The organism is Streptomyces fagopyri (genome assembly GCF_009498275.1).
GTDB classification, from domain to species: Bacteria; Actinomycetota; Actinomycetes; order Streptomycetales; family Streptomycetaceae; genus Streptomyces; species Streptomyces fagopyri.
This window is the reverse complement of the sequence record NZ_CP045643.1, coordinates 224,094-245,412: the sequence shown is the minus strand read 5'-3', so window position 1 is coordinate 245,412 and position 21,319 is coordinate 224,094. Positions and strand designations below refer to the sequence as shown.

Here is a 21,319-nt window from a genome sequence, read left to right as displayed (position 1 = left end):
TTCACGCCGGGACCGATTGCCCCAGAGGATGATCGAGGAGCCCGCCGAAGTGGCGAGAATGCTTCTTGAGGAGCAGGCTCACTGGAGACCGGCGGACGGCGCCTGGATCAACGACGGTGGGCAGTTCAGAGGTGGTTGCCCTACTTGGTCGGCATGACCGTCACCCAGGCCGTCCACCACACCCTGCAAGTCTCCCGCTTCCCTTTCGAGTGCCGCGGCCCAGGGGTGGAACCCCTGGGCTCCACCCCCATTCTCGTCATCTCCTGGCTTAACAATCCCAGCGTGATGTCGGCGCACGGTCGGTGCGCCGAGAAGGAGGGGGCTGTATGACACGTCAGAGGTTCAAGGGGAGATGGAGAGCCGTAGCCGTGATCGTCGTGCTGGGGACCACGGCCCTGGGACCGGTCACCCCTGCGGTGGCCGTGCACGGCGCGGTGCCGGGTGACTTCAACGGGGACGGCTACCGGGACGCGGTTGTGCCCGCACCGGGCGCGAATGTGGCGGGCAAGGACGGGGCCGGTGCCGTCGTCGTCCTGTACGGGTCGAAGTCGGGACTGTCGACGAGCAGGCGGCAGACCATCACGCAGAACAGTGCGGGCGTGCCGGACTCGGCCGAGGCGGGCGACGGGTTCGGGGCGGCCACTGCGACGGCCGACATCAATCGCGACGGCTTTGCCGACCTGGTGGTCGCCGCCCCCTACGAGGACACGTCCAAGGGCAACGACTCGGGCGCGGTCGTGGCGCTGTGGGGCAGCAAGAACGGGTTGACGAGCGCCACCGACCTGCCGAATCCCGCCAGGCCCCACGACGGGGCGAGCGAGTACGGGCGCGATGTCGCTGTGTTCGCCGGCGGCCCCGGAGCCAAGACGCAGGTCGCGGTCGCCGGTACCGGCGGGTCCGTCTACTTCACCGGGCCGTTCAGCCGTACCGGCACCTACGGGTCCAGGACGTACAACGAGAACACGCCCTCCGTCGCGAGCGTCGCGCTCGGCGACTTCAACCACGACGGTGCCCCCGACCCGGTCGCCATCACCGTCCGACTGGCCGGCCTCAGCGGCGGTGAGGTCTACCGGGGCCCTGGGATGATGTACGACGACTACATGACCCAGGGCAACGGCCTCATCGCCGCCACCGGTGACATCAACGGCGACTCGTACGCCGACCTGGTGATCGGCGACCCCGACGAGCCCGCCAAGGACGGCGTGGACGGGGCGCACGGCGGGCGTGTCCTGGTCTGGTACGGGGCGAAGCAGGGCATCCCCTTCGACGCCAAGCCGGTGCAACTGACCCAGAACACCGCCGGAGTGCCCGGCACGAGCGACAAGGGCGACGACTTCGGCGGCTCACTTGCCGTGGCCGACCTCAACCGGGACGGACTCGCCGACATCGTGGTCGGGACCCCGTACGAGGGCAGGTCCCACGCTGGGCAGGTCACCATCATTCCGGGCCGCCGCTCCGGTGCGCTCGGCGCCGGATCGTACTCCTTCACCCAGGACACGGCCGACGTCCCGGACACCTCGGAATCCGGCGATGCGTTCGGCACGACGGTCGCCGTCGGAGACGTGAACGGGGACGGCAGGCCAGAGCTGTTCGTCAGCGCGGCATTCGAGAACATGGGCCCGGGTGCGGTCTGGGTCTTCCCGGGCACTACCACCGGCCCGACGGCACGGGGCTGCCACGAGTTCACCCCGTCCTCCGTCGGCCTCAGCGACCGCAGTCCCAGTTATCTGGGCGGCGCGGGCCTGCTCTGGATGATCTGACGCATTCCGCACCGGGGAGCGAACGGGCCCGGAACCCTTCCGAAGGGGTTCCGGGCCCGTCGGCGTCCTCACTCGCTCTGTCCGTCAGTAACCATGACTCCCCGCCAGTTCCCGTTCGATCGGGTACGACAGGGGCACGGGCCCCTTCTGATCCGTAGTTCAAGAGAGACCGGTCAGTGGTGGTCATACAGGCCGCACTTCGGGTTCAGCAAGGTGCTATCAGACGGGATCGGTTGCTGTGGTTGCTGCACTTCCCGCTGTACAGCAACCAGTTGGGAAATCGTGCAACCGATTCAGGCCTGACTCCGCAAGAGGCTGAATGCCGGCTCTCTGCATGACCCATCGATATCCCTCGCCCGAGTCACCAGGACTCTGCCTCCAGGAACAGTACGATCACCTTCGCGAAGAACCAGATGGAGAACACCAGGCACGCAAGCCAGAGACCGCCTAAGATCACGCGTCGTGTGCGCATGAGCAGATCATCCCCCTCGTGGTCTCGGACAGGTTGCCACCCCGTTCCTCCCACTGCATACCCCAGCTCCCACCCCGGGCACGCCACCACGGGCCTCGGGTGGAAACGATCCCTCGCCGCCGAGATCCTGAAGGCGGCCCCATCCAGGCGTCCGGCGACCTGCACCAGCGTGCCGGAGCTCTCGCCGGACGCATCCCCGACCCGCTCTCGATCAGTCCTCTGCTCCAGAGGAACCGCGCCCATTTGAAATCGGCCATTCCTTGCTCGGGGTGGTTGCCACATCTGCTCAGTGGGCCTACCAGTAGAGCGAGAGTTGCTCCACGTTCAGGCGCTTCGCCAGCCGTCTTGTGCTGGCGGCGTCCAGCCCGACTTGACCATGTCGTCGAGGCTGGTGAAGCAGACCGAGTAGTCGGCCCGACAGAAGGTGCCCCACGGCGTCCTGGCGGTAGCCACTACCTCCCCTGGCTTGCCATCGTGACGCACCATCACGGTGTCCGGACTCGAGTCACCCACAAGCCGACCAGAGCACTCGACGTGGCTTCCCCCTCGCCCCCGCCTTCGAGCCGGCGCTGCGAAAGACGAACCCGGACTTCGTCCCCAGCCCGTCCCAGCCGCACGAGCCCGAGAGCCACGACCCACACCGTTGTCCCCACAAGCAGCACAGCGACCACGCTCCAGGCAACGGCCGCTATGCCCCACCCCATAGCTGCCATGGAGTCAGCATGGCCCACCAGGATCAGAAGCGGGTACCAACAGCTGGGGACGTTCACCTGTACGCGGCCGGGGAGAAAAGTGGCTCTGGCAAGATTTTCGTAGGCGGAGATCATCTCGGTGAGGCGGTCGGCCGGTCAGCAAAGCGTCGTCGGAGGTGGGCGATCAGGACGACGCGGTGTCTGAGGAGACGGACGCCGGCGCGTCCAGCCATGATGCGTTTCTGGAGCTTGACGTCGGTGATGCGGCCCTCGTTGACCCCGGAGTTGTAAGGGGTGGTAATGCCCTGGGCGACGGCATCTCTGTCTTCGCGGAGGGCTCTGGCAAGGCCGGTCAGCGGTGCGAGTCCGGTGTTCGCGAGGTCTTCCAGCCACTCTGGCAGGGATGTCGCGTCGCGGTTGTCGAGCATGGCGGCGAATCGGCGGACCAGGTCGTGGGCGGTCCTGAGGTCGGGGCAGCTTTCGAGTAGGCGAGGCATGCGATCGTTGATGTGCGGGGTGCGGCGGTGCGGGTGGGTGGTGATCCATCGGGCAGCTTCCCGTGGAGAGGGCGGCCGCTCGCGTGGCTCGTCCAGGGGCAGGCCCCGCCTGAGCGGTGCGACGGCCATTTTCACTCGCTGGTAGTGGCCGAGGTAGCCCTTGGCCTGCAGTTCTTCGTGCAGGATCTTCGCGCTGTGCTGTCCCTCGTCCCAGCGTTGTTGCAAGTAGTCGAGGTAGGGGTCCAGGGTGGAGAACTTGCGTGGAGGGCGTCGCACGACCTCCTGCCAAGTGCGGGCTCGGGCGTATTTGCTGACCGTGCGGCGGTTCAGGCCGAGCTCCCGGGCCACGGAGCTGTGGCTCCGGCCAGAACGGATCAAGGCCTGAACGGCTTCAAAGAGCCTTCGGGCGTGGCGCTCGGCTCGCGTGTCCGCGGTGGTGTTCTCGAGGGGCTCCTCGACCGACGCGGGGGCGGCATCGCTGATCGGAGGCAGTGCTGCGGGCAGGCAGCCGCGGTGGGCGGAGGCGATGTCCTGGACCCGGCGGGCGAGGGCCTGCCAGAGGTGAAAACGATCGCTGACCTGCACGGCATCCGGGGCGCCGGTGGCGATGCCCTGCCGGTAGGCGAGGGAACCGTCGCGGCAGGCGACCTCCACGCCAGGATGATCGCGGAGCCAGCGGCCGAGCCGTTCCGCGTCGCGTCCTTCCCAGAGGGTTAGCGGGAGCCGAGTGGTGGCGTCCACCAGGAGAGTTCCGTAGGTGCCGCCGTAGAGAGCGAAGTCGTCCACCCCCAGCACCCGGGGCGTGACCAGTGGCGGCAACGGCACACGCATCAGCTGGGACAGGACCGCGACCCGCGAGAGCCTGATGTTCAAGATCCGAAGCATCCGGGAACCGCCCCGGCCAGCCAGCACCACCGCGACGTCCTCCACCAGGCCTTGCAGTCGTGGTGTCCGCCGCTGGTAGCGCACAGTCAGCCCCGGCACTTGCTCCGTGAACGTCACCTTCGGGCACGTCGTGTTCTCGCAGTACAGACGGCGTACTGACAGATCGATGAGCAGAGGCCGGCCCGCGAGCGTGACGTCGGATAGGCATCGCGCATAGCGGCTGTGGCGCCACGTGCTGAGCTGTCCGCATCCCGTACATCCCGCAGGAACACCGGATCTGGTGCGGGCCCGGACCGTCACCACAGCATCAGAGACCTCGACCGAGATCACAACCACATCAGACAACTGCGGTAACAGACCGACCAGTTCAACAGGGCACAGTCACAGGCTGCCCGCCGCGCAGACCGAACGACCCTGCTGACGAGATGATCTCCGCCTACGAAAATCTTGCCAGAGCCAGAAAAGTCCGTACGCAGACAGCAGGGAACAAGTGCCGGCCCCAGTTGTGTGGACCAAGACCTTCACCGACCCCCGTCTCTGCGCGGCCATCGTCGACCGCCTCACCTTCGGCGGCAACATCATCGAAACCCGCACCGACTCCTACCGAATCTGCACCACCCGAGCACGCGCTGAACAGCGGCCCGTCAGCTGAGCCGACCCTGAGTACTTGATCTCTGCCGCCAACCAGTTCTAGGGTCGGGCCCCCAACGTCTTCCTACTGGAAGTGTTCATGCCTGGCCGGTCACCGGGCGAGATCAGAGCGTAGCTCCCGCGACGCCGAACGCACTATCGGCGGGCACCCGTGATCCGCGGACTGTCCGCCTCGGCGAACAGAGAGATCGCCGCCTTCGAACGGGGTCACGGCCTCCCTGCGGGCGAAGTCGCCCACGCGTTCCACCGCTGGAATGCGAATGTCTGACGGCCACGCGAGAACCACGATCGGTTCTACGAACGCGATGACACAGATCTCCGCGACGGCGACCATCACGCCCGCACCCTGCTGGAGATCACACTCCATGTCCTGAGGCCCACGGCACGACGCGAGTTGAGCGCAGCCATCGGTCCCGCAGACGCACGCGTCCCTGACGGCACGCTCAACAATCCCTTCACACCCTGAGACCTCCCATGGTGGATGCGTCGAATCGGCGTCTGAACCTCCAGCCGTTCCTGGTTCTGATCGCCATCTCCAGGCACCTCAGGCCAGAGGCGCCGCCAGCACTGACCGACATACGTTCTTCGTTTTCACCTACGCAGCCGCAGGACAAAGTGAGATCACGTCACCTGTCCCTGCCCGTGACACCGCACGCCCCGAAGTCTCCTGTGACCGCCTCCTCAGCACGGTCGGAGCGAGCAGGGCGTCACGGTCTGCGTCGGCCCCGACTGTCCTGCGATCGGTGGCAGGCGTCGACGTCGCGGCCTGCCGGAGGGGCGACGGCCGCAGCGGGCTGCTGCCCGCCGGCAGGGGCGAGGGAGGTCACCAGTTGGAGCTTCTCGGCGGCGTCGCTGTCCTGGTCCGGGTAGTAGAGCACGAGCAGCAGGTCTCCGACGGCGAGCTTCTCGCGGTTGAGGCGCAGTTCGCCCACGACCGGATGGTTGACTGTGCTGGTGTAGCCGAGCGCTTTGATGTCGTGCCGTGCCCACAGGGTGCGGAAGCGGTTGCTGGCCAGGGACAGCTCGCCGACGAGTTCGACGGAGCGCCGGTCGGCGACGCTGTCGTCCACCGAACGGCGAAAAGCCGCGACGGAGTCGACGACCGCCGCCTCCCAGTCGTGCTGGAAGTGGCGTTCCTCGGGGTCGAGCAGCAGGGAACGCAGCCGGTTCTCGCCAGGCCGGAGCCGCGGCGACAGGGCCATCGCGAGCTGGTTGGAGGCCAGGACGTCGAAGTGCCGGTCCTCGACGAACGCCGGTACGTCCACGGCCGCCAATAGATGGTGCAACCGGGCGGGCAGGCGCGGTGCGCGCTGCTTGTGGCGGGCTGGCGGGCGGGGCACGTTGAGCCCGAGCAGGTACTCGGTTTCCAGGTCGTCGAGGTACAGGACACGAGCGATGGCCTGGAGCACCTGCGGGGAGGGGTTGTGATCCCTGCCGCGCTCCAGCCGCAGGTAGTAGTCCGCACTGATACCGGCAAGCATCGCGACCTCCTCGCGGCGAAGCCCTGGGACGCGCCGGTTGGCGCCACCGGGGATGCCGGCCTGCTGCGGCGTGACCAGGTCGCGGCGGGCGTGCAGGTACTTGCCCAGCCGGTTCGCGTCGTCTCGAGGCATACCTACCACGGTAGCCGCGGCCGACGGTCGCAGAGGGGGTCCTGGCACACCCCGGATCGGCAGGGCCTGTCCAGTTCCAAAGCATGTGGGCGAGCCTGGTTGTGGAAGAGCAGGTAGTTGTCGGACGGCTACCGAACGTTATAGGGAGATTCTGGTGAGGCTCACCAATCGCACAGTGCTCATCGTCGGTGGCACTTCTGGCATCGGGCTCGAACTCGCGCACCGGTTCGCGAAGGACGGCAACACGGTCGTCGTCGGCGGGCGCAAGCCCGAGCCACAGGACGGCCTGCAGTCCGTTCGGATCGACGTCACCGACCCCACCTCGGTGCTGCGGGCCCGCGACGAAGTGCTCGCCGCGCACCCCGACCTCGACGTCGTCGTCACGATGTCCGGAGTCCTGCTCACCGAGGACCTGCGCGACCCCGCGCACATCACCGACGCCGAGAACATGGTCGCCACGAACCTGCTCGGTACCATCCGGGTGATCGACGTCTTCACGCCGCACCTGATCGGCCGCAGCGCCGGAACGATCATCACGGTGAGCTCGGGAATCGCGTTCCTGCCCTTCCCGCTCATGGCCACCTACGGCGCTACGAAGGCCGCGGTCCATTCCTACACCGAGTCGCTGCGGGCGCACCTGGCCGGGACCGGCGTGGAGGTGGCCGAGCTCGTGCCGCCGGCCGTCGCAACCCCGGCGATGGCGAAGCTCAACCCGGCGGCCGTGTCGGTCGACGATTACCTCGATGAGGTGATGGAGCTGCTGGCCGTAGAGCCTACGACCCGCGAGATCATTGCCGAGGCCGCGCTGCCGCTGCGCTGGGCCGAGCGGGACGGCACCTACGCCGAGCTCCTGGAGCGCCGCTCCGCGCCGCTGAAGACCCTGCCCGGCCGCTGATCGGCCCGGTTCCCGGCTCGGCTGCTGATTCCCCTGTCGTGGGGGCTCCGACCTGCCGCGACCGCCTGAACACGGTCTACGTCGTGGGCAGGGCAGCGTCGCCCCGCCCACCTGCCTCCTCGCAGCGGCCCGGCCTGCAATCTCCCGAACCGTCAGAAGGGATCCATCGATGACTACCCCCAGCAACAAACGATCGATTGTTGGCTTCATCGGCCTGGGCGATCAGGGACTGCCGATGACCGAGGCGATGGCCGAGGCCGGGTTCCCGGTCCACGCCTGGGCGCGGCGCCCGGAGGTGTGGGACGACCCACGCCGCTATCGAAATTGACTACGGAGGTCGACATGACTGAGTTCTTGAATGTGGAAGGCGGCACCCTCGCCTATGAGGTGATCGGCTCCGGGCCGCTGATGGTGCTTGCGCACGGGATCGGCCAGAGCCGCGACGCCTATCGGTTCATGGTCCCAGAGCTGGTGGCCACCGGTTACCGGGTCGCGGCCATGGACCTGCGAGGCAGCGGCGAGTCGACCGCGACGTGGCCGTCCTACACCCGCACCGACATCGCCGGCGACCTGATCGCACTGATCGAGCACCTCGGCGGCCCCGCAGTGCTGGTCGGCCACTCCATCTCCGGCGGTGCCGCGACGATCGCCGCAGCCAAGGCGCCGGCGCTCGTGAGCGCCGTCGTCGAACTGGCGCCGTTCACCCGCAAAGTGGAGTACTCGCTGAGCGCCCTGGGCGTGTCCCGCTACCGCAAGGCTGCGAAGGCGATCTCGGCCGTCGCGATGCTCGGCAGCCACAAGCAGTGGCGGAAATACCTGGAGATCGCGACCCCGGAGCCGCGCCCTGCGGACTGGGCCGCCAGCCTCGAGCGCACCGACGCGATGCTGCACGAGCCGGGCCGGATGAAGGCCCTGCGGAAGCAGATGAACAGCGCCGCCGACGCCGGTGCCCAACTCGGCAACGTGCACTGCCCGGTCCTCGTCGTCATGGGCACCCTCGATCCCGACTGGAGTGACCCGAAGGCCGAGGGCGAGGCCATCGTGGCCGCGCTGCCGGAGGGCGTCGGCCGGCTCGAGGTGCTCCCGGGGGCGGGCCACTACTCGCAGGTCCAGTTCCCTTCGGCAGTGAGCGGCCTGGTGCGCTCATTCCTGGAGACGCGATCGCCGAGGCATACCGGAAGTGGGCCCTCGACCACCCCGGACGGTACGCCGAAAGCGTTCGTGCCCCGCGCCCCGAAAACGACGAATACCAGGCCGTGACCTACGAAGCCGTACAGATCCTGTTCGACGCGGTCGCCGGCTTCGGGCTGACCGACGAGCGCGCCATCGACGCAGTCCGAGCCGTGCGCACCGTCATCCACGGCTTCGTCGGCCTCGAAAACGACGATGCCTTCCACGTGGAGCGCGACCCCGCCGACAGCTACCGGTTCGTCGTCGACACGCTCATCAACGGCATGCGGGCCGAGGCCGCCATCGGCGGGCCCGACACCGCACCGCTCCATGTCAGGGAGAGAGCATGACCCAGGCCGCGGACTCCCCGAACCGCACCAACGCCGCCTCCGGGCTGCGGTTCCTGACCGAACTGATCGGCTGGACGGCCACCCCGTGGGCGCTGCACCGGGTCGGCTGGGCGGTCGCGATCATCGCGCTGGTCCTACTGATCGGACTGCCGGCCGTCGTCGGGACACCTGGCGACCGCCCCTTCGACCCGCCGGTGGCGATCCCCGGCGCAGCGATGCTCCTGCTCGTGCTCCTCGAAGTGGCCGCCGCAGCGGTGGCGCCGTGGTTCGCGTGGCCCACGTGGACGGCGGTCGTCGCAACCGCGCTGGCTGCGGCGTCGGTCGTGCTCGAACAGCCGCGCTGGCGTTGGCTGTTGCGCCACTAGATCATGACTCGATACGCGCCCTGATACTGCAACGGTCTATGCCGTGACTGTTGGCCAGGTTGGCCAGGTTGGTCGTTGGTGTGGTTATGGGTGGGGACCCTGCTGATGTCAGGTTGTGGGCCGATGAGTTGGGCCGGTTGCAGGAGCGGTTCGTGCATCGGTTCAGCAGGACCGAGCCGCGGGAGACGGCGCTTGCGTATATGCGGGGACTGATCGCTCCGCTGGAGCGGAAGAACGGTTGGACACTTGTCGAACAGGCGGGTCACGGGGCTCCCGACCGTATCCATCGGTTGCTGAACCGGATCGAGTGGGACGCCGATGAGGTTTTGGACGACGTGCGTGAGTACGTCGTGGAACACCTCGGGGACCGGGACGCCGTGCTGATCGTCGATGACACCGGCTTCCTGAAGAAGGGAGAGGCGACCGGGAAACGGGCGGGCGGTGGCATCCACGCGGAGCTACCGGTGACCGGTGAAAGTGCAGGTCACCGTAGGAGCAATGACCGCGGCGTTCGGGTGGGCGCTGTACCGGCGCACTGTGTTGCGGTCGCCGCCGGGTCAGCCGTGCTTAGTGTCACTGGCGGCGTTGTCGTGCGGGGCGACGGCAGCAGTCCTGTGGACGACCGGCTCCAGCATCTCCGTGAGGAGAGCGGCGAGGCTGTCGTTGTCGGCCGTTGCGAGGGCGGTGGTTCCGACCACCGTGCGCAGCAGCCATGTTCCCGCCACCAGGGCGAGTCCGAGCTGTGCACGGACGTCCGGCGCCGAACCGTCGAGCAGGGCGGAGAAACGGGCGCCCACGTGGGCCTCGATGCCCTGCCGGAGAATGTCGGCGGCCTCGGGTTCCGCCGCGGAGCGAAGAAGAAGGAGGAACGGGTCGAGTTGCTCGGCGCCGGGAGCCGTGCGCTCGGCAAGGGCGCCGGCGATGGTGCTCGGCAGATCGGCCGGCAGGCCTCCGACGATGGTCGAGGGGCTGAAGGCACGGTCGACGGCGTGGGCGAAGAGGTTCTTCTTCGACCCGAAATAGCGGTTGATCATCATGGCCGTGACCCCGGCCCGCTCGGAGATCTGGCGGACCCCGGCCGCGGCGTAGCCGTGCTCCGTGAACTCCACGACCGCGGCGGCGAGAATCGCTTCGCGTGTCGCGGCGCTGTCGCGCTTGCGGGCGGGATGTGCGGCACTCATGAGGGTGAGCATACGGTGCGGCGCATGCTCACTCGGCGTCTGACCCAGGTGGTCGGCGGCGCCGATCGCCGTCGTCCTCAGGCGGCCGGCGTGCTTTCCCGCGTGAGAGGGGGCTTGGCCGGCGCGGGACGGGTCCTGTGTCGGCTTGAGGAGCAGGGCCAGGGCCGTGCCGACGAGGACCGAGGGGGCGAGCCAGAGGAAGGCGGCACCGATGGCACGGGCGAAGGCGTCGAGGACCACGGAGCGGACGGCGGCGGAGAGTGAACGAGGCCAGTGGGACGGTGATGACGACAAGGGCCATCACACACAAGCCCCAACTCCACGACGGGCCGTAGGGCGTGACGAGGATGATGCCCGTGGCGATCGCGGTGAGAAGGAGAGCGTCGAGGTAGTCGATGCGGGTGATGGTGCGGTGCGGGGGACACCGGCGGGCAGGACGCGGGGCGGCGATGGGGAGAGTGACCGTTCTGGCGGGCAGGTTGATGAAGGAGGTCCATCGCCAGGAGAGTTGGTCGGTGAAGGTGCCGCCGAGGAGCGGGCCGACGATGCCGGCGACTTCGTACACGGAGCCGAACGCCGCGGTCGAGGCCCAGGTCGACCGGCGTCCGTACCACCGGCGGGGAGCGGCGGCGCTGAGGTACTCACCTGAACTGGCCCTTCAGCCCACTCATTACTCGGCGCCGGTCCCGGGGAGGCCCGCGCACCGACAGCTGGCCGAAGGGGAATCGGATCGGCAACCTACCCCTGGGCTACGCCTCGGTCGATTCCGACAGTCCCTTCCACCGAACCGGATGCCGGAGCAACGCACCCAGGTTCCTCCACAGCACCCCGAGTTCGATCCGGGGCCTCCGTGAGGCGTTGCGAGGAAATCCGGGAGAGGTCCTTCCCGTCCTCAGCGGCGTGCGGTCACCGAAATCTCCGGGCCGTGACCCGTGGGCCCCAGGGGGCGCTCGCGACGGCCGACGGAGAGGTGAGGCCCAGCGCGGGGTTGTCCTTACCGTCCCGTATGTGGTTGAGCCAGCGTTCGTACCAGCTCAGAAAGTCCCGGGCCGAGGAGACGTTCGGCTGCCAGAAGCCGTCCGCGTTGCCGGTGACCACGGGGCCGGTGCTCGCAGCCGCAGCCGGTCTCGACCCCGCTCCCGCATCGATCGCGAACGGCGGTGCGCTCCCCGGAGCCCTGAGGGCGGCCGGCGTGGCGCCGGAGGACGTGACCACGGTGTTCCTCACCCACCTGCACGCGGACCACGTGGGCTGGGTCGCCCCCGGTGGGACGGTGTACTTCCCTCACGCCGGAGTCGTGTACGGCGCCGCCGACCGGGACGCTCTCATCACCCCCGCACCGGTCGACGACCCCGCCCGGATCGTCATGGAGGGTGCGAGGGGCGCAGGAGTCCTGCGCTGCGTCGATGCCCCCGCCGTGGAGATCGCTCCCGGACTCGTCGCTCACCACACACCCGGTCACACACCCGGCCACTACGTGGTGCGGATCACGGCCGGAGGTCAGGAGGCCCACCTGCTGGGAGACGCCGTGCATCACCCGCTCCAGATCAACGACACCGGCATCTCTTTCCTCTTCGACAGCGACGCGGCCCAGGCGCTGAGGACGCGCGAGGAACTCCTCGTCCGCCTGGCCGAGCACGACGTCGCGGTCGGGACAGCCCACTTCCCGAACCCGCGCTTCCGGCGCGTCCACCGGGCGCACGGCGAACGGTCCTGGATCGACGCCTGACCCCTGCGGGCGACGCCACGACCCTGAAGCCGGTCAGGAGAACCATCGCGCCGACCGCGACCTCCCGAGCTATAAGTATACGGGTGTAGACTTTTTCGTGTGGCGCGCTACCTGCGTGTTTACGACATCGGAATGCCCAGAGAGGGTAGGACATGGACCTCAAACTGACCGGCAAGCGGGCCCTCGTCACAGGTTCCAGCTCGGGACTCGGCGAGGCCGCCGCGAAACTGCTGGCGGCCGAAGGCGCGGCAGTCGTGGTGCACGGCCGGGACAAGGCGCGTACCGACGCGGTCGCCCAGGACATCCGCGCGGCGGGCGGAGTCGCCACCACTGTGGTGGGTGACCTGGCCGATGACCGGACCGCGGCCGAGGTCGCCCGCGCCGCGACGGAGGACGGGCCCGTCGACATCCTCGTCAACAACGCCGGCTTCTACCGGCACCTTTCGTGGGCGGAGGTGACCCCCGAGGAGTGGCTCGACACCTACAACGTCAACGTCGTCTCAGGTGTCAGGCTGATCCAGCGCCTGGTCCCGGCCATGCGTGAACGCGGCTGGGGCCGGGTCATCACGATCGGCGGTGGTCTTGCCTCGCAGCCGATGAACACCCATCCGCAGTACAACGCCACGCTGGCGGCCCGGCACAACCTGGCGGTATCCCTGGCCAGAGAGCTGAAAGGCAGCGGTGTCACCTCGAACGTCGTGTCGCCCGGAGCGATCCTCGTCGAGGCGACGAAGGAACTGGTCACTGAGATCGGACCCGCCCGGGGCTGGGGGCGGACGTGGGAAGAGATCCAGCCCAACGCCGTCAACGCTCTGATCCCCAACGACCAGGAGCGGTTCGGCGAACCGAACGAGATCGCGGCAGCGATCGCCTACCTGTGCAGCGAGTACGCCCAGTACGTCAGCGGAGCGACGATCCGCGTGGACGGTGGCCTCATTCGCTCGGCGTTCTAGGCCGAGCGGTTCTCCTGCGCCGGCGTGCACTGCTCCAACTCCGTTGACTGCAAGGTGCTTTGATTCGCTCCTGCGTGCGTGCCGCACCTGCCATGACCATGAGAGGTGGTGCCTACGGTTCGAGCGGGACCCTCGATGATCGGCCCCCGCAGCGTACGCGTCGCGGCAGACGTGGTGTTCGTGGGCGTCGAGGGTGCGCGCGCCTGACGCGTGGGTGGGTGATGCTGATGTCGGCCGACGCGGCCCTGCGAGTTGTCGTTGCAGCGTCCCGCCACATCAAGAACGAGACCGGAGTGACGCCTGCCGGGTAGGACGCGGCCGTCTTGACACCCCCATGGATGTCAACCGGCCAGGGAGGAGGGCAGAGTTGGCCCGCTGGTTTCCGCCCCGGTTGAGGCGTAGGCGCTTGGTCTTCCCTGAGGAAGCCTCGACCGGGCTCACGCCGCAGCGCCGAAGCCTGGGACTCGGGCGCCTCCGCCTGGAACGTCGCGCGCCACGAGGTGTACGCCAACGACCGCGGCCAAGAGACCGACTTGGTCGCGGTCACTGCCCGTACGAATCGGTCCAAGGCCGGCCAGGACCCCTCGACGTGGCTGCCAGCGTTGCCGGACGCGCTGTGCGACGGCGCTGATGGGACGCCACCAGAATCCGCTGGGGCCTGAGCGTCGACGAGGCCGGGAACAACGCGTCGCACGCCATCACGATGCGCCGCGACACCGTCGAGGTCACCTGCACCCCCGCCCCCTGATTCCCGGCACCTCACTACTGGGCCTTGGTGGTGCCCGTCGCGGACTCACCGCAAGCCTGACCTGACACCCGCCTGCGTCGCGCGCTCTCCACAAGGCCGTCACGTCTGCCACAGGCGTCGCATGGGACCGTCCCGTGCGGCCGCCCCGCCAGAGTTCGTCGGCCCAGGTCAGCTGCCCTGTCGTCCCGTGGAATCGCCAGTTGTGCGGCATTCGTGGCCGTGCTGCCCGGCGGCCCCGCATGGTGGTCCCGCCGCCTGCCCGCCGGGTAGGACAGGCGTCGACCCACGATCGAAAGAGGAACGCGCATGCGACCGAACGCTCTGGGCAAGACCCTCGCAGGCCTCGTCGCCATCGCCGGCCTGACCGCCGGCAGTGTGGTGACCGCGGGCGTCAGTTACGCGGCGCCCGCGAGCACAGCGAGTACGACGGCTGTCGCCCAACCCGCTGTCGCGGCCGCGACGCAGAATTTCGGTCTCACCACGGCCGAGGCCAAGAACGTCCAGCGGTTCCTCGCGCAGTACTGGGGCTACACCGACACCATCGACGGGCAGATGGGCACCAACAGTTGGAAGGCGATGCAGCGCTTCCTCTCGGGGATCTGGGGCTACACGGGCGCCATTGACGGAGACCCGGGCACCAACACCGTCAAGGCGCTCCAGCGCATGTTGGCCGCCCAGTGGGGCTACACGGGCGCGATCGACGGTGACGCCGGCTCGGGGACCAGGGCCGCGTTCAAGCGCTTCGCCGACGCCTGATCCAGGCGAGCTCCGGCCGCCGGGTGAGCGGCCCCGGCCTGCCCCCGCCTGTCCGGGGCGGGCCGGGACGCGCGCCCCACCCGTCGCGCCCGCGACCCACCGATCCCATCCCACTGACACCCGTCCGGCGTGTCCCGCCGCACGGACACGCCGGTGGAACCCGCCCGCAGACCCGTCGGCCCGCCGGACACGATCTGCCGCCGGCACCGGCGTTGTTGAACCGGAAGGCACGCAGCGGCAGGGGAGTGCCGCGCGGCGAGGCCGAGGGTCGTCGCGGCCGCGGCGTACAGACCTCCAGCCGGCACAAGTCGCCGCCGCATTCGTGCAGATGGGGCGAAGCGGTATGGCCGCGAAACGCGCAGCCGCGCATGGCACAGGTCCTCTACATGATCCGCCGACCTTGACCGGCGGCCGCGGTCGATCGCGAACGAACTCGGCGGCCGTCCCTGCGCGGTGGTGCTGCCTACGGATGGCCGCCGTCCGGAGCCGGCTGCTCAGGCCGCTGGTGGCGCCGGCGGTTCCGGACCCAGCGCCGAGCACACTGGTGGTGGCACCGGGTGGGTCACAAGGGGGCCTTGGGTGGTGTGTCAGTCCGAGGCGCCGCTGCGCCGGGCGTAGGCGCGGGCGGCGCGGGCGCGGTCGCCGCAGCGGGTGGAGCACCAGTGGCGGCGGCCGTGGGTGAGCAGGAGGAACCGGTCGCAGGGAGCGGAGCCGCAGGCGGCGAGGATATCGGCGTCGGGACCGGTGAGCAGGTCGGCGGCGTCGGCGGCGAGGGTCGCCAGTGCGTGGTTGACGGCCTGGTCGGTGGGGTGGGCTTGGACGCGGCGCAGTCCCTGGGTCCCGTCCCAGGCGAGGAGGGGTGCGGTGGGTACGGCCGTGAGTGCTTCGTTCACCGCGCGCAGGGACTCTTCGGGTGGGGGAGTGCCGTCGACGCGGGCGGAGAACAGGGCGCGTACGTGCGTGCGAAGCGTGCGCATTCGCTGTGCGCACACCTCGTACATCTGTACGTCCGGAGTGGTCAGGTCATGGTTGACGAGCCAGTGCGTGGCGGATTCGGGGGTGGCGAGCAGGTCGTAGCTCTGGCCGGCGGGCAGGGTCGCGGCGGCGTCGGCGAAGTCCAGGGAGCGGTACCGGTCGGCGCCCGGGGCCGGGGGTAGAGCGGCCTGCGCTATGCCGGTGGCCAGGGTGTCATCCATGACTGTCATGGTAACGCTTGCGTTTTTCCGTGATGCCCGCCTAGCCTGGCATCACGTTAAACGCAGATATTTTTCGTGAGAAACAAGGGTGACGTGATGTCCCAACTCGACGCTGATCAGTTCCCGGTCCGCACGTTCGGCGGCCCGACCGCCTTGTTCGAATATGGCGGCCTGCGATTCCTGACCGACCCGACCTTCGACGGCCCCGGCGACTACCCCTCGTCCGGTCCGACCCTGACCAAGACCGCACCCTCCACCGCCACCCCGGCAGACCTCGGCCCCATCGACGTGGTCCTGCTCTCCCACGACGAGCACGCCGACAACCTCGACATCTCCGGCCGGGCCCTACTCACCAACGTCCCCCTCACTCTGACCACTCCCGGCGGCGGCGAGCGCCTCGGGGAAAGGGCCGAGGGCCTGGCCGATTGGGAGACGGTCGAACTGGAGCGCCCGGGCGGCGGCACCATCACCGTCACCGCTGTTCCCGCCATCCACGGCCCCGGCCCGCGCGAGGAGGTTGAGCCCCTCACCGGCCAGGTCGTCGGCTTCGTCCTGACCGGAGAGGGCTTGCCGACGGTCTACGTCAGCGGCGACAACGCCTCCCTCGACGCCGTCAAGGAGATCGCCGAGCGCTTCACCCCGGTGGACACCGCCATCCTCTTCGCCGGCGCCCCGCGCTTCCCCATGCTCTTCGACGGCAACCTGATCGTCCTGGACAGCGCGCAGGCCGCCGAAGCCGCCCGGATTCTCGACGTCCGCCGCGTCGTCCCGGTCCACCACGACAGCTGGGCACACTTCACCGAGGGCCGCGACGAACTGGAGGCAGCTTTCACCGCCGCCGGCCTGGCCGACCGTCTGGACCAGGAATGGACGCAGCGCGCCTGAGCCTGAACCGCCGACCTCGGTTCACCGGCAGCGTGGCCTCCGGCAGCTCCACCGACCGACGGGCGAAGTCCCCCTATCTCCGCGACGTCCTCCACGCCGGGTAACACCCCATGCCCTGACCCGACTTCAGCAGCGACGCCAGCAGATGCTCATCGCCATCCGCGGCATCGGCCGCCCACGTCAGCTCATCGCGCGTCGGCGAGAAGAAGAGATGCAGCTCGTGCGCGGTGACCAGCCGCGTGAACCGCGGATACGCGGTCCGTTCGATCGAGGCCACAACCGACCTCGGGCCCCAGGACGACGGTCAACATCACCATCAATGACACGGGGTCGAGTGGGTGGAGGGCCGGACACTCAAGGCTTCAAGATCATCGCGTTGGGCTTTTGGCGCGTATATGGGTCGCACCCCTGGAGTCCCGTGAGTTCAGGGCAGCTGAAGTATCTCGGCGGGAACCCGAGCGGTGGGCGTCATGGTTCCCGGGCGGCCTCTTGGGTTCGTTGTGAACCCGTGCGTGTGGCCTCGCTGATGTCGGGGTGTGCGTTGTTGTCCGGGCTCGGTTCACGCTTCGTCGTGGTGCGTGAGGTGGCCGTCGGTGAGCCGCCAGCAGTGCTGGTGAGGCGTCATCTGCCAGGTCTCGTCGGCAGCGATCGCCTGCGTGATCCATTCGTGGAGTCGCGGGAGCGCGTGCGCCCGTAGAACAGCGCGGGTGGCAGCACGTTCAGTGGCATCGACCGGGTGGACGTCTATGCGGAAGCCGACCATGTCCGGATGCATGCTGCGGCCGTAGTTGTGGGGGATCGGAGCCATCCACTCAGCTCCCAGGACGATGGGCCCACTGTCATAGCCCGTGAGGAACCGCAAGTCCGTCACTCGGCTCATGTAGGGGCCGAGACACGCGTTGATGTCGGTGGTGGTCAGTGGCCAGGCGCGGTGCCGGGGCAGTCTTCGAATTCGTGCGGCCATGACACGCAGAATGGCAGAAGGCCACGGTCAGTTCTCACAGGTTTGTTCGACGGGCTGCGTTCACGAGATCCTCGAACGCCTCGTGGGCTACCTGAAGCGAGTTCCTCACTCAGGGCTCTGGGGGCGGGTGCGGGCACGAGGGCCGGCCCGAGGTGACCTACGCCAGTCGTCCGCGCCGACGGCGTCAGTGCCGCAAAGCTGGTGAGCCGGCGGGCGTACGCCGTGTGGCGCTGCGGTAGATGGAGACGCCCACGGCGAGCATCCAGTAGCTGAAGATCGCGCCCATCAGAGCCGTGGTGCCCCAGCCGTTCGCCGCGTAGAAGTGTTCGGGGGTGTTACCGAAGAACAGGGACGGCACGAAGATCAGGTTGACCGCTGCCAGGACGAAGGCGGAGCGGCCGGTCCAAAGCGGCAGCAGGTCCGTGCGGGAGATGGCAAAACCCACGGCGGTGAGGAAGAGCGCGAGCATGAGGCGGCCTATCGTCCCGTAGAGGACGTAGGTGCCGCTGACCGTGATGGTCGGGTCGATCGGATGGTCGGAGGCGATGACCGCGCCCGCTTCCAACCCGCTGGAGACGAGGGTGATCGTCGAGTAGACCAGTCCGACGGCGAAGGCCATCGTGCCGATCCATTCATGGGCGGGGTTCGTCACTTTGACCAGTTCACGGAAGGCTGTGGCGAAGACGATCAAAAACGCCAGCGCGAGGATGCCGATCAGTAGCCTGGCGAGGACGTTCGAGTCGGGTGGCGGACCAGAGTATATGAAATACAAGGGTACTTCGACGATGAAGGCGACCGCGGTGGCGATGCCGGCAAGGCCCGTCAGTCGCCTGACGACGATTTCATTCATGACTGTCCCCTCAGGGTCCGTGCAGATGGGTGTCTCATGGGTTCGGCGATGTGCGTTCGTCAGACCACACGGCTCCCCGTCGTTTGACTGAAAGCCGGTCGGTGAGATCACTGCCGAGGCCTTTGCCGGAAGATCGGTCCATGGCGCCCGCGGTCCGGGAGCAGCGATTTCAGCTCCCGCGGGCGGTTCGATGCGAACTGACCCTGTGTGGCCACGGATACGGGAGAGCCAGGGGTCATCGCGCAACTTCCGTTCGGTGCGGCCCGGGTCCGGTTCGTGCTCATCCTTCTGAGAGATCGTCACCGGTCGCGGTGGAGGCCCGCGCCAGTGGCATGCCGAGCCGACCCGGCGGTCGTCGCCGCGCTCGACGTGGCTGCTGAGGCGGTATCGAACTGGGCGGATCCGGGTAGTCCGACGGCCGAGCGGACCGCCCCTCACGACCGTCGTCCTCGTGGTCACCCGAGGGTTTCCCAGAACGTGCAGTGGTGACGGGACTTCGTCGTGTGGGTGGGAACGATGTGGTCCGGCGCCAGGGACAGAACCGTCCCGCCGGACCAATGCGGCAGGGACGGGCCGTTCGGGTCTGTCGTGCGGGCGAAGCGAGCCCAATAATCGATCATGGTGTCGGCCAACCGATGCTGGGCCGCAGTCAGGTTGCGGGGCCGGCCGCCGAGGTCGAACAGGTAGGGCAGTTCGCTCGCGTGGGGTGCGCCGAGTGGGAACGGTGGCGTGCCCGAGGTGAGCGGCGGAGCGTTCTCGTCGGCGAACTCGTAACGCCAGACCGGAACATCGGGAGCGAGCAGACTGGCGGTGAACGTCGTCGGGCACGCGAAGTTCGCGTCGCCGATGACCGCTCCGAACACCGGCCCGCCGTCGGTGCGGTGCACCGGGTACTCATGAACGATCGCCCTCGCCTGCCCCGGGAGAGGGAAGAAGGCGGCCACGACCTCGGGCCAGGTGCCGGGGGTGACGGGGTTGCCGGCCTGGATGATTCCGGCGGCCCAGCCGTTGCCCTCGTCGTGGTTGTTGCCGATGAGCAGGGGAACCCGGTGGAAGTGCCCCGCCGCGAGGACCGCCGCCGGGTCGCCGGGCAGCAACGGGGTGTCGTGAGCGGGTTGTTGATCGGCGTCCTGGGCCGTGAGCAGGCGGGAGACAGGTACGCGCCGCAGGCAGGCGGGAACATCGGGGGCGGAGCCGCAGCCGACCTCTGCCGCGAGGTCCGCGCCCGCGGTGCGAGCCGCCGACAGAGCGACGGAGGACGGCGCGAACGGCCTGTCGGGTCGGCCTGTGCAGGGACCGCTCTCGATGATCGCCCGCTCGAAGAGCCCGGTGGCGGCGGGTGAGGCGAGCTGAGCGCAGACGCTGTAGCCGCCCGCCGACTCTCCGGCCAGTGTCACGTCATGCGGATCACCGCCGAAGGCGCCGATCTCGGCGCGCACCCAGCGCAGTGCCGCCTGCTGATCGGCCAGGCCGAAGGTGCCGGAGCCGGGCAGCCCGCCGTGCGCGAGGAAACCGAGGACTCCGAGACGGTAGTCGACGGTGACGACCACGACGTCGCCACGGGTGGCCATGCGATGAGCGTCGTACGAGCTTCCCGCTCCGGTGGTGAAACCACCGCCGTGCAGCCATACGATCACCGGTCGCGCGCGTGCCCGTCCTGGTCCGTCAGGCATGGTGACGTTCAGATGGAGGCAGTCCTCGTCGGTGCTGCCGCCCGGCACCTCGCCGGCCGGCTGCGGGCAGGCGCTCGCGGGCCGGGTGGCGTCCCGCACCCCGGACCAGGGTGCCGCACGGTGGGGCGGCTCCCAGCGCAGCCTGCCGACGGGCGGTGACGCGTACGGGATGCCCTCGAAGGTGCGGTAGCCGTCGTGGACGGCGCCCCGCACCGGACCGTCGTGGGTGCGTACGGTCGTGGTGGCATCCTTGCGGACGGGTTCCCCGGGTGGTGCCGCGGTCCAGGCCGTCGCGAGCACCGCGAGCAGGGCGCAGCACAAGGTGATCAGAAGGCGGTGTCTACTCATCGTCTTCCCGTCGGTCAGCTGCCGCCCATGCCGCCCTGAGCGGCGATCATGGTCGTCGGCAGGGCACGTACAGCTTTCTCCAGTCCGGGCGCGAGGGCGCCGAGGCGCTCTGTGCAGGCGTCGATACGGGTCCGGAACGTCTTCTGGTCCTGCCGGGAGACGACCGAGCGGACACCGCCCGCCGCGGCCAGCGCGAGCAGCGCGGCGTCGGCGGCGGGGATCTCCCGCACAGCACCCTCTCCGTGCAGTGCCGTGGACACGCGGGCGCGGAGGGCGTCAGGCACGGCGTGGTCGGTCACGGTCACTCGCCTTGAGCCGAAGCGCGTACGGGGCTCCTTCACGGTGAGGACTCCCGCGCCCGCGAGCCGGTCCTCCACCTCGGTCAGGGTCCGCCGACGACGGCGGCGCACGAGCTGCTTCCAGCCGCGCCCGGCGGCGTCGCACAGAACGGCGTCCAGGACGGGGTCGCCGGTCGGTTCCGTGCTGGTCACGGTGACGGTGCCGCCGTCCTCCTTCAGCCGGCCACGCGACGCGAGGTCGATCAGGGTGGCGGCACGGACCAGGAGTTCGGTCCGGGCACGGTCGTAAGGGCCTTGGGTCGAGTCGTCGTAGGCGAGCAGATATACGAGGCTGGGCAGGTCGTCGGTCACATCTCGACGCTATGGTCGGGCGCCCCAGCCACGGAT

20 protein-coding genes and 3 pseudogenes are annotated in these 21,319 nt (G+C 68.8%); 12 read left to right on the top strand and 11 right to left on the bottom strand.

The features are described 5' to 3' along the window. The first annotated feature begins 326 nt into the window (after positions 1 to 326). On the top strand, positions 327 to 1,760 hold the full coding sequence (locus tag GFH48_RS01155) for an FG-GAP repeat protein (RefSeq protein ID WP_153286429.1): 1,434 nt from the start codon (positions 327 to 329) through the stop codon (positions 1,758 to 1,760). Positions 1,761 to 2,556: 796 nt separating this feature from the next. On the opposite strand, the gene GFH48_RS39670 is transcribed toward GFH48_RS01155, so the two are convergent. Then, positions 2,557 to 2,685 (bottom strand): hypothetical protein, encoded by a 129-nt coding sequence (locus GFH48_RS39670; protein ID WP_265590166.1) that lies wholly within the window; start codon positions 2,683 to 2,685, stop codon positions 2,557 to 2,559. Positions 2,686 to 3,055: 370 nt separating this feature from the next. Beyond that, positions 3,056 to 4,636, bottom strand: a complete 1,581-nt coding sequence (locus GFH48_RS01145) for an ISL3 family transposase (protein WP_228120238.1) — start codon at positions 4,634 to 4,636, stop codon at positions 3,056 to 3,058. A 178-nt stretch (positions 4,637 to 4,814) separates the two neighbouring features. On the opposite strand from GFH48_RS01145, the pseudogene GFH48_RS01140 reads away from it, so the two are divergent. Beyond that, positions 4,815 to 4,958, top strand: a pseudogene (locus GFH48_RS01140) (ATP-binding protein); the annotation flags it as partial. 706 nt (positions 4,959 to 5,664) lie between these two features. On the opposite strand, the gene GFH48_RS01135 reads toward GFH48_RS01140, so the two are convergent. After that, on the bottom strand, positions 5,665 to 6,570 hold the full coding sequence (locus tag GFH48_RS01135) for a helix-turn-helix domain-containing protein (protein ID WP_228120231.1): 906 nt from the start codon (positions 6,568 to 6,570) through the stop codon (positions 5,665 to 5,667). A 154-nt stretch (positions 6,571 to 6,724) separates the two neighbouring features. Here GFH48_RS01135 and GFH48_RS01130 point away from each other — a divergent pair, with 154 nt between their 5' ends. The 6 genes and pseudogenes from GFH48_RS01130 to GFH48_RS01105 all read left to right on the top strand — a co-directional run. Further along, positions 6,725 to 7,465, top strand: a complete 741-nt coding sequence (locus GFH48_RS01130) for an SDR family oxidoreductase (RefSeq protein ID WP_153286426.1) — start codon at positions 6,725 to 6,727, stop codon at positions 7,463 to 7,465. A gap of 169 nt (positions 7,466 to 7,634) precedes the next feature. After that, complete coding sequence (locus GFH48_RS01125) at positions 7,635 to 7,793, top strand: NAD(P)-binding domain-containing protein (protein WP_153286425.1); 159 nt, start codon at positions 7,635 to 7,637, stop codon at positions 7,791 to 7,793. 14 nt (positions 7,794 to 7,807) lie between these two features. Further along, positions 7,808 to 8,725: an alpha/beta fold hydrolase gene (locus tag GFH48_RS01120; RefSeq protein ID WP_153286424.1), complete on the top strand. Its 918-nt coding sequence runs from the start codon at positions 7,808 to 7,810 to the stop codon at positions 8,723 to 8,725. Beyond that, positions 8,611 to 8,985 (top strand): TetR-like C-terminal domain-containing protein, encoded by a 375-nt coding sequence (locus tag GFH48_RS01115; protein ID WP_153286423.1) that lies wholly within the window; start codon positions 8,611 to 8,613, stop codon positions 8,983 to 8,985. The genes GFH48_RS01120 and GFH48_RS01115 overlap by 115 nt, the downstream gene beginning before the upstream one ends. Next, on the top strand, positions 8,982 to 9,350 hold the full coding sequence (locus GFH48_RS01110; RefSeq protein WP_153286422.1) for a hypothetical protein: 369 nt from the start codon (positions 8,982 to 8,984) through the stop codon (positions 9,348 to 9,350). Before GFH48_RS01115 ends, GFH48_RS01110 begins: the two co-directional genes overlap by 4 nt. Before the next feature lie 86 nt (positions 9,351 to 9,436). After that, a pseudogene (locus GFH48_RS01105) lies at positions 9,437 to 9,766 on the top strand (transposase); the annotation flags it as partial. 141 nt (positions 9,767 to 9,907) lie between these two features. On the opposite strand, the gene GFH48_RS01100 reads toward GFH48_RS01105, so the two are convergent. Next, complete coding sequence (locus GFH48_RS01100) at positions 9,908 to 10,771, bottom strand: TetR/AcrR family transcriptional regulator (RefSeq protein ID WP_228120229.1); 864 nt, start codon at positions 10,769 to 10,771, stop codon at positions 9,908 to 9,910. A gap of 772 nt (positions 10,772 to 11,543) precedes the next feature. Here GFH48_RS01100 and GFH48_RS01095 point away from each other — a divergent pair. Continuing rightward, complete coding sequence (locus GFH48_RS01095) at positions 11,544 to 12,260, top strand: MBL fold metallo-hydrolase (protein WP_194280450.1); 717 nt, start codon at positions 11,544 to 11,546, stop codon at positions 12,258 to 12,260. 152 nt (positions 12,261 to 12,412) lie between these two features. Further along, positions 12,413 to 13,213 carry an SDR family NAD(P)-dependent oxidoreductase gene (locus GFH48_RS01090; RefSeq protein ID WP_153286420.1) on the top strand — a complete coding sequence of 267 codons (801 nt, stop codon included), beginning with the start codon at positions 12,413 to 12,415 and terminating at the stop codon, positions 13,211 to 13,213. A 276-nt stretch (positions 13,214 to 13,489) separates the two neighbouring features. Here GFH48_RS01090 and GFH48_RS40005 read toward each other — a convergent pair. Then, a pseudogene (locus GFH48_RS40005) lies at positions 13,490 to 13,660 on the bottom strand (transposase); the annotation flags it as partial. A 607-nt stretch (positions 13,661 to 14,267) separates the two neighbouring features. Between GFH48_RS40005 and GFH48_RS01080 the strand changes: the two are divergent. After that, positions 14,268 to 14,717: a peptidoglycan-binding domain-containing protein gene (locus GFH48_RS01080; protein WP_153286419.1), complete on the top strand. Its 450-nt coding sequence runs from the start codon at positions 14,268 to 14,270 to the stop codon at positions 14,715 to 14,717. Between the two features lie 587 nt (positions 14,718 to 15,304). Here the strand turns inward: GFH48_RS01080 and GFH48_RS01075 are convergent. Further along, positions 15,305 to 15,922 carry an ABATE domain-containing protein gene (locus GFH48_RS01075; protein WP_407698601.1) on the bottom strand — a complete coding sequence of 206 codons (618 nt, stop codon included), beginning with the start codon at positions 15,920 to 15,922 and terminating at the stop codon, positions 15,305 to 15,307. Positions 15,923 to 16,009: 87 nt separating this feature from the next. Here GFH48_RS01075 and GFH48_RS01070 point away from each other — a divergent pair, with 87 nt between their 5' ends. After that, the gene (locus tag GFH48_RS01070; protein ID WP_153292657.1) at positions 16,010 to 16,798 is read left to right on the top strand and encodes an MBL fold metallo-hydrolase; all 789 of its coding nucleotides are present in this window, start codon (positions 16,010 to 16,012) and stop codon (positions 16,796 to 16,798) included. Positions 16,799 to 16,871: 73 nt separating this feature from the next. Here the strand turns inward: GFH48_RS01070 and GFH48_RS01065 are convergent, their stop codons facing one another. The 5 genes from GFH48_RS01065 to GFH48_RS01045 all read right to left on the bottom strand — a co-directional run bounded on the left by GFH48_RS01065 (position 16,872) and on the right by GFH48_RS01045 (position 21,283). Continuing rightward, on the bottom strand, positions 16,872 to 17,075 hold the full coding sequence (locus GFH48_RS01065) for a hypothetical protein (RefSeq protein ID WP_153286417.1): 204 nt from the start codon (positions 17,073 to 17,075) through the stop codon (positions 16,872 to 16,874). Positions 17,076 to 17,357: 282 nt separating this feature from the next. After that, a complete protein-coding gene (locus GFH48_RS01060; protein ID WP_153286416.1) occupies positions 17,358 to 17,762 on the bottom strand; it encodes a hypothetical protein in 405 nt (134 codons plus the stop codon). Between the two features lie 184 nt (positions 17,763 to 17,946). Continuing rightward, on the bottom strand, positions 17,947 to 18,612 hold the full coding sequence (locus GFH48_RS01055; RefSeq protein ID WP_153286415.1) for a hypothetical protein: 666 nt from the start codon (positions 18,610 to 18,612) through the stop codon (positions 17,947 to 17,949). Between the two features lie 455 nt (positions 18,613 to 19,067). Continuing rightward, on the bottom strand, positions 19,068 to 20,633 hold the full coding sequence (locus GFH48_RS01050) for a carboxylesterase/lipase family protein (RefSeq protein WP_153286414.1): 1,566 nt from the start codon (positions 20,631 to 20,633) through the stop codon (positions 19,068 to 19,070). A 14-nt stretch (positions 20,634 to 20,647) separates the two neighbouring features. Continuing rightward, complete coding sequence (locus tag GFH48_RS01045) at positions 20,648 to 21,283, bottom strand: GOLPH3/VPS74 family protein (RefSeq protein ID WP_153286413.1); 636 nt, start codon at positions 21,281 to 21,283, stop codon at positions 20,648 to 20,650. Between the last annotated feature and the right edge of the window lie 36 nt (positions 21,284 to 21,319).